A 13,731-nucleotide genomic window follows, 5' to 3' on the forward strand; every position below is an offset into this window, starting at 1 on the left:
GACACCATGGACTCCATGAGGCAAAGGATTCTCGTCGTCGATGACGACGCTTCGCTCGCCGAGATGCTCACCATCGTGCTGCGTGGGGAGGGTTTCGACACTGCGGTCATCGGTGACGGCACCCAGGCCCTGACCGCGGTGCGCGAGCTGCGCCCCGACCTGGTCCTGTTGGACCTGATGCTGCCGGGCATGAACGGCATCGACGTGTGCCGGGTGCTGCGCGCCGACTCCGGCGTGCCGATCGTGATGCTGACCGCCAAGACCGACACCGTCGACGTGGTCCTGGGCCTCGAGTCGGGCGCCGACGACTACATCATGAAGCCGTTCAAGCCCAAGGAGCTGGTGGCCCGGGTGCGGGCGCGGCTGCGCCGCAACGACGACGAACCCGCCGAGATGCTGTCCATCGCCGACGTGGAGATCGACGTGCCGGCGCACAAGGTCACCCGCAACGGCGAGCAGATCTCGTTGACCCCGCTGGAATTCGACCTGCTGGTGGCGTTGGCGCGCAAACCGCGGCAGGTGTTTACTCGTGATGTGCTGCTCGAACAGGTGTGGGGCTATCGGCACCCGGCGGACACCCGCCTGGTGAACGTGCACGTCCAGCGTCTGCGGGCCAAGGTCGAGAAAGACCCTGAGAACCCGACCGTGGTGTTGACCGTTCGAGGAGTGGGTTACAAGGCCGGACCTCCGTGATCGCCGGCTGCGCCGGCGAAGATGCAGAACGGAGTGATGCTGAGGAGCGGCGTCATTGATGATGTGGGGCTCCCGGCGACGTACGCGGAGCCGCTGGGGGCGCTCCGGTCCGATGACTCGCGGCATGGGCGCGGTGAGCCGGGCGGTGGGCACGGCCTGGCGGCGCTCGCTGCAGCTGCGGGTGGTGGCGCTGACCCTGGGGCTGTCCCTGGCGGTCATCCTGGCGCTGGGCTTCGTGCTGACGTCCCAGGTCACCAATCGCGTGCTCGACGTCAAGGTGAAGGCCGCCATCGAGCAGATCGAGCGGGCCCGCACCACGGTCGGCGGGATCGTCAACGGCGAAGAGGCGCGCTCGCTGGACAGCAGCCTGCAGCTGGCCCGCAACACGCTGACATCTAAGACCGATTCAGCCTCGGGGGCGGGGACGGCCGGCACCTTCGACGCCGTGCTGATGGTGCCCGGCGACGGCCCACGCGCGGCCACCACGGCCGGCCCCGTCGATCAGGTGCCCGCTTCGCTGCGGGGCTTCGTCAAGGCCGGGCAGGCGTCCTACCAGTACGCCACCGTGCACACCGACGGGTTCTCCGGGCCGGCGCTGATCGTCGGCAGCCCGGCCTCTTCCCAAGTGGCCAACCTGGAGCTGTACCTGATCTTCCCGCTGAAGAACGAACAGGCCACCATCCAGCTGGTGCGCGGCACTATGATCACCGGGGGCGCCGTGCTGCTGGTGCTGCTGGCCGGGATCGCGCTGCTGGTGTCGCGGCAGGTGGTGGTGCCGGTGCGTTCGGCATCGCGCATCGCCGAACGGTTCGCCGAGGGGCATCTGTCCGAGCGGATGCCGGTGCGCGGCGAGGACGACATGGCCCGGCTGGCGATGTCGTTCAACGACATGGCCGAGAGCCTGTCGCGGCAGATCACCCAACTGGAGGAGTTCGGAAACCTGCAGCGCCGCTTCACTTCCGACGTGAGCCACGAGCTGCGCACCCCGCTGACCACGGTGCGCATGGCCGCCGACCTGATCTACGACCACAGCGCCGACCTCGATCCGACGCTGGCGCGCTCCACCGAGCTGATGGTCAACGAGCTGGACCGGTTCGAGTCGCTGCTCAACGACCTGCTGGAGATCTCCCGGCATGACGCCGGGGTCGCCGAGCTGTCCGTCGAGGCCGTCGACCTGCGCAGCACGGTGCAGAGCGCGCTGAGCAACGTGGGGCATCTGGCCGAGGATGCCGGCATCGAACTACAGGTGGAGCTGCCGGCCGAGGAGGTCATCGCCGAGGTCGACACCCGCCGGGTGGAGCGGATCTTGCGCAACCTGATCGCCAACGCCATCGACCACGCCGAGCACAAGCCGGTCAAGATCCGGATGGCCGCCGACGAGGACACCGTCGCGGTCACCGTCCGCGACTACGGGGTGGGGTTGCGACCCGGCGAGGAGAAGCTGGTGTTCAGCCGGTTCTGGCGGGCGGACCCGTCGCGGGTGCGCCGCTCCGGCGGCACCGGCCTGGGCCTGGCGATCAGCATCGAGGACGCCCGGCTGCACCAGGGCCGGCTGGAGGCGTGGGGCGAACCGGGCGTCGGCTCGTGCTTCCGGCTCACCCTGCCGCTGGTCCGCGGCCACAAGGTGACCACCAGCCCGCTGCCGATGAAGCCGATCCCGCAGCCGTCCCCGTCCGGTGGGCAGTCCCCGTCGACCGGCCCGCAACACGCGAAAGACCGTGCGCGCCAACGCGAGCACGCCGAAAGGTCGCTGTGATGGGGCGTAAGCTCCTGGGCCTGCTGATGCTGGCCGTGCTGCTCGCCGGCTGCGCCGGGGTGCCCAGTTCGTCGGCGCCGCAAGCCATCGGCACCGTCGAGCGGCCGGCGCCGTCGAACCTGCCCAAGCCCACCCCGGGCATGGACCCCGACGTGTTGCTGCGCGAATTCCTCAAGGCCACAGCCGATCCCGCGAACCGGCATCTGGCGGCGCGCCAGTTCCTCACCCAGTCGGCGTCCAACGCCTGGGACGACGCCGGCAGCGCGCTGCTGATTGACCACGTCGTGTTCGTGGAAACCCGTGCGGCCGAACGTGTTTCGGCGACCATGCGGGCCGACATTCTGGGTTCGCTGTCGGACATGGGGGTGTTCGAGACCGCCGAGGGGGTGCTGCCCGACCCGGGGCCGATCGAGTTGGTCAAGACCTCCGGCGGCTGGCGGATCGACCGCCTGCCCAACGGGGTCTTCCTGGACTGGCAGCAGTTCCAGGCCACCTACAAGCGCAACACGCTGTATTTCGCCGACCCGACCGGCAAGACCGTGGTGCCCGATCCGCGCTACGTCGCGGTGCCCGACCACGATCAGCTGGCCACCGAGCTGGTCTCCAAGCTGATCGCCGGGCCGCGGCCCGAGATGGCGCACACGGTGCGCAATCTGCTGGCCCCGCCGCTGCGGTTGCGCGGGCCGGTGACCCGGGCCGACGGCGGCAAGAGCGGGATCGGACGGGGCTACGGCGGCGCGCGCATCGACCTGGAGAAGCTGTCCACCACCGATCCGCACAGCAGGCAATTGGTTGCGGCACAGATCATTTGGACCCTGGCCCGGGCCGACATCCGGGGCCCGTACGTGATAAACGCCGACGGCGCGCCGCTGGACGACCGGTTCCGCGACGGCTGGACCACCTCCGACGTGGCCGCCACCGACCCCGGCGTCGCCGACGGAGCGGGTGCCGGGCTGCATGCCCTGGTGAACGGGTCACTGGTGTCGCTGGACGGGCAGCACACCGTCGTGGTGCCCGGGGCGTTCGGGCGGATGGGCGATCAGACCGGCGCCGCGCTGTCGCGCAACGGCCGCCAGGTGGCGTCGGTGGTGACGCTGCACCGCGGCGCCCCGGACATGGCGGCCTCGTTGTGGGTCGGTGATCTGGGCGCCGAGGCGGTGCAGTCCGCCGACGGGCACAGCCTGTCGCGGCCCACCTGGTCGCTGGACGACGTGGTCTGGGTGGTGGTCGACGGCAACAACGTGCTGCGGGCAATTCAGGAGCCGGCGTCCGGGCAGCCCGCCCGGCTGCCGGTGGACTCGGTGGCGGTGGCCACCCGGTTCCCGGGGCCGATCACCGACCTGCAGCTGTCCCGGGACAGCACCCGCGCCGCGATGGTGATCGGCGGCCAGGTGATCCTGGCCAGCGTCGAGCAGACCCAGGCCGGCCAGTACGCCCTGACGTATCCGCGCCGGCTCGGTTTCGGGCTGGGCAATTCGGTGGTGTCGCTGTCCTGGCGCACCGGCGACGACATCGTGGTGACCCGCACCGACCCCAGCCACCCGGTCTCCTACGTCAACCTCGACGGGGTCAACTCCGACGCCCCGCCGCACGGTGTGCAGATGCCGGTGACGACGGTGGTGGCCAACCCGTCCACCGCCTATGTCGCGGGTCCCCAAGGGGTGCTGCAGTATTCGCCGTCGGCGGACGGCCAGCAGGGCTGGTCGGAGGTGCCCGGGCTGACGGTGCCCGGCGCCGCGCCGGTGCTGCCGGGCTAGCGGCGATCGCCAGGGCGGCCGCAAGGCCGGGCGCAGCGGGTCGCCGCCGTCGGGCTAGCGGCGATCGCCAGGGCGGCCGCAAGGCCGGGCGCCACCTGTCACCCCCGCCCGCCACACTGGCGGCATGCTCGACCTGTTCCTGCCGGCCGAATGCGGCGGCTGCGCGGCGCCGGCGACCCGCTGGTGCCCGGCCTGCGCGGCCGAGCTGGTCGTCAAACCCGACGAACCGCACGTGGTGAACCCGCGCGTCGACCCGGGCGTCCCGGTGTTCGCGCTCGGCCGCTACGCCAACACCCGGCGGCGCGCCCTCCTGGCGCTCAAGGAACACGGCCGCGCCGACCTCGTCGCGCCGCTGGCGGGCGCCCTGGCCGTCGCGGTGCACCGGCTGCTGTGCTGGGGCATCGTCGCCACCCCGCTGATCGTCGTGCCCGCCCCCACACGACGGTCGGCCGCGCGCCGCCGCGGCGGCGATCCCGTCACCCGGCTGGCGCGCGCCGCGGTGGCCCGCCATCCCGACATCGCCGTCGCCTCGGTGTTGCGGATCCGGGCGCTCACCCGCGACTCGGTGGGGCTGGGCACTGCCGAGCGGGAACGCAACATCGCCGGCCGGGTGGTGCTGCGGGGCCGGCCCGCGCCGCTGCCGGGCGCCGACGTCCTCGTCGTCGACGACGTCGTCACCACTGGGGCGACGGCGCGCGAGTCGGTGCGCGTCCTGCACGCGGCGGGGGCCCGGGTCGCCGCCGTGCTGGCGATCGCGGCGGCGTGAATCGCGATGTGAAGAACACGCAACAGCTCGACGAAATTAGTGGCATCGGCAGCCGAACACGAGCTAACGTCGAGGACAACATCATCGACTCTGGTTCGACTCACTGGTCGCGATATTTCCAGGTTGAGACCCACGCGGAAGGGGTGAGTAATCGACACCTTGCTCCGGCGGGCAGCCTGCGGCGGTAGCCAGTCTCGAACCGCTCTCACCTCGTCGGCGCATCACATCAGCCGGGCACGCAGGGCGCGTGCGACGTGAAAGAGAAACGAGTTGTCACGTATGTCAAGGCTATCCGTGGATTCCGGTCAGATTCTGGACCAGTCGTCGCCCAGCACCGACGGGCAAGGCCAACCGACGGCCACCGCCGAAGTCGTGTTCAAGGGCCGCAACGTAGAAATCCCCGATCACTACCGTCTGTACGTCTCGCAAAAACTCGCCCGCCTCGAGCGGTTCGACCGCTCGATCTATCTCTTCGACGTCGAACTCAAGCACGCGCCCAACCGGCGGCAGCGCAAGTCCTGTCAACGGGTGGAGATCACCGCCCGCGGCCGCGGCCCCGTCAGCCGGGCGGAGGCCTGCGCCGACAGCTTCTACGCCGCCTTCGAGTCCGCGGTCGACAAGCTGGAGAACCGGCTGCGCCGGGTCAAGGATCGCCGCAAGGTGCACTACGGCGACAAGACCCCGGTCTCGCTGGCCGCCGCCACCGCGGTGCCCCCGCGCGCGCCGCTGCCCAGTGAGCCGCAGCCGGCGGCCGACCATGACGGCGTGGAGCCCGACACCGAGCTCGACCGGGAGCCCGGGCGCATCGTGCGCACCAAGGAGCACCCGGCCATCCCGATGACGGTCGACGACGCGCTCTACGAAATGGAACTCGTCGGGCACGACTTCTTTCTCTTCCAGGACAAGCAGACCGAACGGCCCTGTGTGGTCTACCGCCGGCACGCCTACGACTACGGCCTGATCCGCCTGGCCTGACTGATCCCGTCGTCCGCCGAACGTCGACTTTATTGCGCGATTTCGGGCGAATCCGCACCACGAGTCGACGTTCGGCGTCCAAAGAGCGACGTCACCTAGGATGGGTGTCGCCAAAGACCCCGATCCGGCCCGACGACGACGCAGAGCGCGCAGCGCGATGCGCAGGAGCCGGGCAATCAGACCGTAGAGGACAACACCGTGCTGTCGAAGTTGCTGCGCCTTGGCGAAGGTCGCATGCTCAAGCGTCTCAAGCGGGTGGCTGACTACGTCAACACCTTGTCCGACGAGGTCGAAAAGCTCACCGACGCCGAGTTGCGGGCCAAGACCGACGAGTTCAAGAAGCGGCACGCCGACGGCGAGAGCCTCGACGACCTGCTGCCCGAGGCGTTCGCGGTGGCCCGGGAGGCGGCCTGGCGGGTGCTCGACCAGCGCCCGTTCGACGTGCAGGTGATGGGCGCGGCGGCGCTGCACTTCGGCAACGTCGCCGAGATGAAGACCGGTGAGGGCAAGACGCTGACCTCGGTGCTGCCCGCCTACCTCAACGGCATCGGCGGCAAGGGCGTGCACGTCGTCACCGTCAACGACTACCTGGCCAAACGCGACAGCGAGTGGATGGGCCGGGTGCACCGCTTCCTGGGTCTGGACGTCGGGGTGATTCTCGCCCAGATGACGCCCGACGAGCGCCGGGTCGCCTACAACGCCGACATCACGTACGGCACCAACAACGAGTTCGGCTTCGACTACCTGCGCGATAACATGGCGCACTCGCTCGACGACCTGGTGCAGCGCGGGCACAACTTCGCGATCGTCGACGAGGTGGACTCGATCCTGATCGACGAGGCCCGCACCCCGCTGATCATCTCCGGGCCCGCCGACGGCGCCTCCAACTGGTACCTCGAGTTCGCCCGGCTGGCCCCGCTGATGGAAAAGGACGTCCACTACGAGGTGGATCTGCGCAAGCGCACCGTCGGCGTGCACGAGCTGGGGGTGGAGTTCGTCGAGGACCAGCTCGGCATCGACAACCTCTACGAGGCGGCCAACTCGCCGCTGGTCAGCTACCTCAACAACGCGCTGAAGGCCAAGGAGCTGTTCCACCGCGACAAGGACTACATCGTGCGCGACGGCGAGGTGCTCATCGTCGACGAGTTCACCGGTCGCGTCCTGTACGGCCGCCGCTACAACGAGGGCATGCACCAGGCCATCGAGGCCAAGGAGCACGTCGAGATCAAGGCCGAGAACCAGACGCTGGCCACCATCACGCTGCAGAACTACTTCCGGCTCTACGACAAGCTGTCCGGCATGACCGGCACCGCCCAGACCGAGGCGGCCGAGCTGCACGAGATCTACAAGCTCGGCGTGGTGCCGATCCCGACCAACAAGCCGATGATCCGCACCGACCAGTCCGACCTGATCTACAAGACCGAGGAAGCCAAGTACATCGCGGTGGTCGACGACGTGGTCGAGCGCTACCAGAAGGGCCAGCCGGTGCTGATCGGCACCACCAGCGTCGAGCGCTCGGAGTACCTGTCGCGCCAGTTCCAGAAGCGGCGCATCCCGCACAACGTCCTCAACGCCAAGTACCACGAGCAGGAGGCCGGCATCGTCGCGGTGGCCGGCCGGCGCGGCGGCGTCACGGTGGCCACCAACATGGCCGGCCGCGGCACCGACATCGTGCTGGGCGGCAACGTCGACTTCCTCACCGACCAGCGGCTGCGCGAGCGCGGCCTGGACCCGGTCGAGACGCCCGACGAGTACGAGGCGGCCTGGCACGAGGAACTGCCCAAGGTCAAGGCCGAGGCCGCCGCCGAGGCCAAGGAAGTGATCGAGGCCGGCGGCCTGTACGTGCTGGGCACCGAGCGGCACGAGTCGCGCCGCATCGACAACCAGCTGCGCGGCCGCTCCGGGCGTCAGGGCGACCCGGGCGAGTCGCGGTTCTACCTGTCGCTGGGCGACGAGCTGATGCGCCGGTTCAACGGCGCCGCGCTGGAGGCGATGCTCAACCGGCTCAACCTGCCCGACGACGTCCCCATCGAGGCCAAGATGGTGACCCGGGCGATCAAGAGCGCCCAGACCCAGGTCGAGCAGCAGAACTTCGAGGTCAGAAAGAACGTCCTCAAGTACGACGAGGTGATGAACCAGCAGCGCAAGGTGATCTACGCCGAGCGCCGCCGCATCCTGGAAGGCGAGAACCTCAAGGAGCAGGCCCTCGAGATGGTCCGCGACGTGGTCACCGCCTATGTCAACGGCGCGACGGCCGAGGGCTACGCCGAGGATTGGGACCTGGACGCGTTGTGGACGGCGTTGAAGACGCTGTATCCGGTCGGCATCGACCATGCCACGCTCACCCGCCGGGACGCCGACGGCGGCTTCGACGACCTCACCCGCGAGGAGCTGCTGGAGGCGCTGCTCAAAGACGCCGAACGTGCTTATGCCGCAAGGGAAGCCGAGCTGGAGGAGATCGCGGGCGAGGGCGCGATGCGCCAGCTGGAGCGCAAGGTGCTGCTGAACGTCATCGACCGCAAGTGGCGCGAGCACCTCTACGAGATGGACTACCTCAAGGAGGGCATCGGCCTGCGCGCCATGGCGCAGCGCGACCCGCTGGTGGAGTACCAGCGCGAGGGCTACGACATGTTCATGGCCATGCTCGACGGCATGAAGGAGGAGTCGGTCGGCTTCCTGTTCAATGTCACCGTCGAGGCGGTGCCCGCCCCGCAGGTGGCGCCGGTGCAGACGCCCGAGGGGCTGGCCGAGCTGGGGGCGCCGGCCGAACAGGGCGGCACCGCGACGGCCGCACGCGACGAAGCCCCAACTCAGTTGCGCGCCAAGGGAATTGACAACGAAGCGCCGGCGATGACCTACTCCGGCCCGTCCGAGGACGGCTCGGCGCAGGTGCAGCGCAACGGCGGCGACGCCAAGACGCCGGCCGGGGTGCCCGCCGGCGCCAGCCGTCGCGAGCGGCGCGCCGCCGCGCGCCAGCAGGGCCGCGGCGCCAAGCCCCCCAAATCGGTGAAGCGCCGCTAGCTGCCTTCTCGCGTCACTCTTTCGCGCCGCCCCCCTCGCGGCCGCTCCGCCGCGCTGTCGAGGCAATCGCCCCATGTTCCCGGCGGCCGATCGGGTGCACAATCAGCTAATGAAACGCTATCTGGTCGTCGGCTATGGAGCCGCCGCTTATCTGCTCTTTCTCGGCGCATTTCTGTATCTTGTCGCTTCCTGGGAAACTTTTGGGTGCCGCGCACCGTCGACCACGGACTGTCGTCGCCGATCGGGGAGGTGGTGGTGGTCAACCTGGTGCTGCTCGGCCTGTCGGCGTCCAGCACAGCGTGATGGCCCGGCCCGGCTTCAAGGCGTGGTGGACGCCGCTGGTCCCGCCCACGATCGAACGCAGCACCTACGTGGTGCTGTCCAGCGCCGTGCTGGTGCTGCTGTACTGGCAGTGGCGGACGATGCCGGCCGTGATCTGGGAGGTGACAGCACCAGCCGGCCGGCAGGTGCTGTGGACGTTGTTCTGGCTCGGCTGGGCGATCGCGCTGGCCGCCACCTTCATGGTCAGCCACTTCGACCTGTTCGGACTCCGCCAGGTGTATCTCGCGTGGCGCGGAAAACCCTACAGCCACATAGGTTTTCACGCGCGGATGCTCTACCGGATGGTACGCCACCCGCCGATGCTCGGCTTCGTCATCGCCTTCTGGGCGGCACCCAGCATGACCGCCGGGCACCTGCTGTTCTCGATCGCCATGACCCGCTACATCCTGCTCGCCGTGCACCTGGAGGAGCACGACCTGGTGCAGGCGCTCGGCGACCAGTACCGCGATTACCGGCACCAGGTGCCGATGCTGGTCCCCCTGGGGCACCGGCCGCGCCGGCACCCGACCCAACCCGCGGGTCTGCCCTAGCGGGGTCGGCGCTGGCGAAAGCGACCTGTCAGGATTGACGTATGGATGTCAAGGAGGTGCTGCTGCCCGGGGTCGGCCTTCGCTACGAGTTCACCGACCACAAGGGCGACCGCGTCGGCATCATCGCGCGGCGCAGCGGCGACTTCGACGTCGTCGTCTACGCCCGCGAGGATCCCGACGAGGCCCGGCCGGTGCTGCACCTGTCCAACGAGGAGGCCGAGGCGGTGGCCCAGATCCTGGGCGCGCCGCGCATCGCCGAACGGTTCACCGAGCTGGCCAAGGAAGTGCCCGGGCTCGAGACGGGCCAGGTGCACATCCTGGCCGGTAGCCCGTTCGTCGACCACCCGCTGGGCGACACCCGGGCCCGCACCCGCACCGGGGCGTCCATCGTCGCCATCGTGCGCGACGACGAAGTGCTGGCCTCACCCGGTCCCTCCGAGATGTTGCATGCCCGCGACGTTCTGATCGTGATCGGCACCGAAGACGGTATCGCCGGCGTCGAGAAGATCATCGACAAGGGCTGAGCCAGTGCAGATTTCGGGGACGCTGCTACTGCAACTCGGCGCCCTCCTGGCCACTTTGGCCGTATTGGGCGCCGCCGCGCGCCGATTCGCGTTGTCGCCCATCCCCGTCTACCTGCTGGCGGGCCTGGCGCTGGGCAAGGGCGGGCTGCTGCCGCTGGCCACCGGCGGGCAGTTCATCACCACCAGCGCGCCCATCGGCGTGGTGTTGCTGCTGCTGACCCTGGGCTGCGAGTTCTCCGTCGCCGAATTCTCCAGCAGCATGCGGCACCACTTGCCGTCCGCGGCGGTCGACGTCGTGCTGAACGCCGCGCCCGGCGCGATCGCCGGCTGGCTGCTGGGACTGGACGGGGTGGCCATCCTGTGCCTGGCCGGCGTCACCTACATCTCCTCGTCGGGCGTCGTCGCCCGGCTGCTGGAGGACCTGCGCCGGCTCGGTAACCGGGAGACCCCGGCGGTGCTGTCGGTGCTGGTGCTCGAGGACTTCGCGATGGCCGCCTACCTGCCGCTGTTCGCGGTGCTGGCGTCCGGCGGCGGCTGGCTGCACGCCGTCGTCGGCATGGTGGTGGCGGTGAGCGCGCTGGTGGCGGCGTTCGCCGCGTCCTACCGCTGGGGTCACCACGTGCAGCGGCTGGTCGAACATCCCGACTCCGAACAGTTGATGCTGCGGGTGCTCGGCATCACCCTGATCGTGGCGGCCATGGCCGAATCCCTGCACGCCTCGGCCGCGGTGGGCGCGTTCCTGGTGGGCCTGACGCTGACCGGGGAGACCGCGACCCGGACCCGTCAGGTGCTGGCGCCGCTGCGGGATCTGTTCGCCGCCATCTTCTTTCTGGCGATCGGCTACTCGGTGGATCCGCACGAGCTGATCCCGATGCTGCCCGCGGCGCTGATCCTGGCCGCCGCGACCGCGGCGACCAAGGTGGCCACCGGGATCTTCGCCGCCCGGCACGACGGGGTAGCGCGGCGCGGGCAGTTGCGGGCGGGCACCGCGCTGATCGCCCGCGGCGAATTCTCGTTGATCATCATCGGATTGGCCGGCAGCTCGCTGCCCGCGGTCGCGGCGCTGGCGACGTCCTACGTTTTCATCATGGCGATCGCGGGGCCGGTGCTCGCCCGCTACACCGGCCCGCGGCCGGCCGCACCGGCGACCTGAGGGCGCGCCCGGTTCACCCGATGTGCAGGGCCACCACCATCCACCGGGTCCCGCCGGCGCCGGGCACCTGCTCGACCCGGCAGGCGATGGCGTGCATCCGATTGCCCCGGCTGTAGCAACCGAAGACTTCGGCCGCCGTCTGCGGGTCGCCGTGACCCGCCGGCTGCAACCGCATCCGGCGCAGCACCGCGGTGCCCGGCGCCGGTCCGTTCAGCGAACGCCCAACCGCCACAACAGAATCCACCAGACTGGGGGCCAGCAGCGGGTTGAGCTGGGCGGCCGGGCGGCGGCGGTCGATGACCTCGAGCACCCGGCGCAGCGCCGCGTCGGCGAACACCGCGGCCTCGCGCAGCTGGGCGGACATGACCGCGCCGGATGGCGGCGCGGCCGCTCGGCCGGGTGGCCCGCCGCAGGCGCGGGGCGACGCGTGGCCGCCGCCGCGGCGCAACGGCGCACGCGCGGACGGCCGGCACTGCGCCAGCACGCGCGGCACGTCCTGGGTTTGCGGCTCGTAGTCGACGACTGGTACCACGGTGAAAGCGTCGGACGGGTTGGCGACGGGACCGGTGTTCAACGCGCACTCTCCAACTGTTGGGGCGGACTCTTGCGGCGGACCGCAAGCCTGCTGGAGAGAGGGCAGACGGTGGTTGGTCAGTGGTCATCATGGCACAACTGGCTCGCGGGCGTACCCGCGCTGACGGGCGCGCCGGCCGGACCACTACGGTGGGCGAGAAATACGGTCGCTGCGCGCACGGACGACCCACTGACCAGGAGGACAGCGCTGCATGGTTAGCCGGTTGTCCCCGGCGGATGCGTCGTTCTACCGGCTGGAGAACACCGCCACCCCCATGTACGTCGGATCGCTGGCGATCCTGCGCCGCCCGCGTGCCGGGCTGAGCTACGAGACGCTGCTGCACACCATCGAGCAGCGGCTGCCGCAGATACCGCGCTACCGGCAGAAGGTGCGGGAGGTGCCGGTCGGCACCGCCCGGCCGGTGTGGATCGACGACGGCGACTTCGACATCACCTATCACGTGCGCCGCTCGGCGCTGCCGTCGCCGGGCAGTGACGAGCAGCTGCACGAGCTGATCGCCCGGCTGGCCGCCCGGCCGCTGGACAAGACGCGGCCGCTGTGGGAGATGTATCTGGTCGAGGGCCTGTCCAAGAACCGGCTGGCGCTCTACACCAAATCCCATCAAGCGCTGATCAACGGGATGACGGCGCTGGAGATCAACCACGTCATCGCCGACCGGACCAAACGCCCGCCGGCCTTCCCCGAAGACATCTGGGTCCCGGAACGCGACCCGGGCAACACCCGGCTGGTCCTCGGCGCGATCGGGGAGTGGCTGGTGGGCCCCAGCGCGCAGCTGCAGGCCGTCGGGTCGGCGATCGGCGGGCTGGTGACCAACTACGGCGAGCTGGTCGACGCCGGCCGGCGGGTCTTCGATTTCGTGCGCAACGTGGCCCGCGGCACCGCGCCCAGCAGCCCGCTCAACGCCACCGTGTCGCGCCACCGGCGGTTCACCGTGGCCAGCGGCAGCCTGGAGGACTACCGCACCGTGCGGGCCCGCTACGACTGCGACGTCAACGACGTGGTGCTGGCGGTGATCGCCGGCGCCCTGGGCAGCTGGCTGATGTCCCGCGGGGTGGCGGTGTCGCCCACCGCGACGGTGCGGGCGATGGCGCCGCTGTCGGTGTACGCCGACGGTGACCTGGACGTCAGCGGCCCCGGTCAGGCGATCAGCCAGGTGATGCCGTTTCTGGTCGACCTGCCGGTGGGGGAGCCGAACGCGGTGGTGCGGCTCTCCCAGATCGCGCACGCCACCGAATCCAACCCGACGGCCGCGCATCTGGTCGACGCCAGGACCATCGTCACGCTGTCGGGTTTCGCCCCGCCCACCCTGCACGCCATGGGCATCCGGGTCGCGACCAGCTTCCCGAGCTTCTCCAAGCGCACCTTCAACCTGTTGATCACCAACGCGCCCGGGGCGCAGTCGCAGATGTACGTCGCCGGCACCAAGCTGCTGGAGACGTATTCGGTGCCGCCGCTGCTGCACAACCAGGCGCTGGCCATCGGCGTGACGTCCTACAACGGCATGCTCTACTACGGCATCAACGCCGACCGCGAAGCGATGAGCGACGTCGACCTGCTGCCCGGACTGCTGAACCAGGCGCTCGAGGAACTGGTGGAGGCCGCCCGGTCTTAGGCAGCGC

Annotated in this window: 10 protein-coding genes and 1 pseudogene; 10 read left to right on the forward strand and 1 reads right to left on the reverse strand. The window is 70.0% G+C overall.

Features of this window, described 5'->3' with window-relative positions; genetic code table 11:
• Positions 1–6: 6 nt before the first annotated feature.
• From mtrA to H7I87_RS08670, 9 genes and pseudogenes are all read left to right on the forward strand, one after another.
• Positions 7–693 carry a two-component system response regulator MtrA gene (mtrA, locus tag H7I87_RS08630; RefSeq protein WP_007168097.1) on the forward strand — a complete coding sequence of 229 codons (687 nt, stop codon included), beginning with the start codon at positions 7–9 and terminating at the stop codon, positions 691–693.
• A gap of 58 nt (positions 694–751) precedes the next feature.
• Positions 752–2,449 carry an MtrAB system histidine kinase MtrB gene (mtrB, locus tag H7I87_RS08635; RefSeq protein ID WP_003878943.1) on the forward strand — a complete coding sequence of 566 codons (1,698 nt, stop codon included), beginning with the start codon at positions 752–754 and terminating at the stop codon, positions 2,447–2,449.
• Positions 2,449–4,206: an MtrAB system accessory lipoprotein LpqB gene (lpqB, locus tag H7I87_RS08640; RefSeq protein ID WP_033724753.1), complete on the forward strand. Its 1,758-nt coding sequence runs from the start codon at positions 2,449–2,451 to the stop codon at positions 4,204–4,206. The genes mtrB and lpqB overlap by 1 nt, the downstream gene beginning before the upstream one ends.
• Before the next feature lie 124 nt (positions 4,207–4,330).
• The gene (locus tag H7I87_RS08645; RefSeq protein WP_023860905.1) at positions 4,331–4,972 is read left to right on the forward strand and encodes a ComF family protein; all 642 of its coding nucleotides are present in this window, start codon (positions 4,331–4,333) and stop codon (positions 4,970–4,972) included.
• A gap of 294 nt (positions 4,973–5,266) precedes the next feature.
• Positions 5,267–5,947: a ribosome hibernation-promoting factor, HPF/YfiA family gene (gene hpf / locus H7I87_RS08650; RefSeq protein ID WP_009978732.1), complete on the forward strand. Its 681-nt coding sequence runs from the start codon at positions 5,267–5,269 to the stop codon at positions 5,945–5,947.
• Between the two features lie 198 nt (positions 5,948–6,145).
• Positions 6,146–8,968, forward strand: a complete 2,823-nt coding sequence (gene secA, locus H7I87_RS08655) for a preprotein translocase subunit SecA (protein WP_033727254.1) — start codon at positions 6,146–6,148, stop codon at positions 8,966–8,968.
• Positions 8,969–9,077: 109 nt separating this feature from the next.
• Positions 9,078–9,840: pseudogene (gene mddA / locus H7I87_RS08660) on the forward strand (methanethiol S-methyltransferase).
• Positions 9,841–9,881: 41 nt separating this feature from the next.
• Positions 9,882–10,364, forward strand: coding sequence for a cation:proton antiporter regulatory subunit (locus tag H7I87_RS08665; protein ID WP_003874575.1), 483 nt, complete (start codon positions 9,882–9,884; stop codon positions 10,362–10,364).
• 4 nt (positions 10,365–10,368) lie between these two features.
• Positions 10,369–11,517, forward strand: a complete 1,149-nt coding sequence (locus H7I87_RS08670) for a cation:proton antiporter (RefSeq protein ID WP_009978726.1) — start codon at positions 10,369–10,371, stop codon at positions 11,515–11,517.
• A gap of 13 nt (positions 11,518–11,530) precedes the next feature.
• Here the strand turns inward: H7I87_RS08670 and H7I87_RS08675 are convergent, their stop codons facing one another.
• Positions 11,531–12,091, reverse strand: a complete 561-nt coding sequence (locus H7I87_RS08675) for an Rv3235 family protein (RefSeq protein ID WP_033727253.1) — start codon at positions 12,089–12,091, stop codon at positions 11,531–11,533.
• A gap of 211 nt (positions 12,092–12,302) precedes the next feature.
• On the opposite strand from H7I87_RS08675, the gene H7I87_RS08680 reads away from it, so the two are divergent.
• Complete coding sequence (locus H7I87_RS08680; RefSeq protein WP_023868156.1) at positions 12,303–13,724, forward strand: WS/DGAT/MGAT family O-acyltransferase; 1,422 nt, start codon at positions 12,303–12,305, stop codon at positions 13,722–13,724.
• Positions 13,725–13,731 lie beyond the last annotated feature (7 nt).

It is taken from the genome of Mycobacterium timonense (genome assembly GCF_025821985.1).
GTDB classification, from domain to species: Bacteria; Actinomycetota; Actinomycetes; order Mycobacteriales; family Mycobacteriaceae; genus Mycobacterium; species Mycobacterium avium.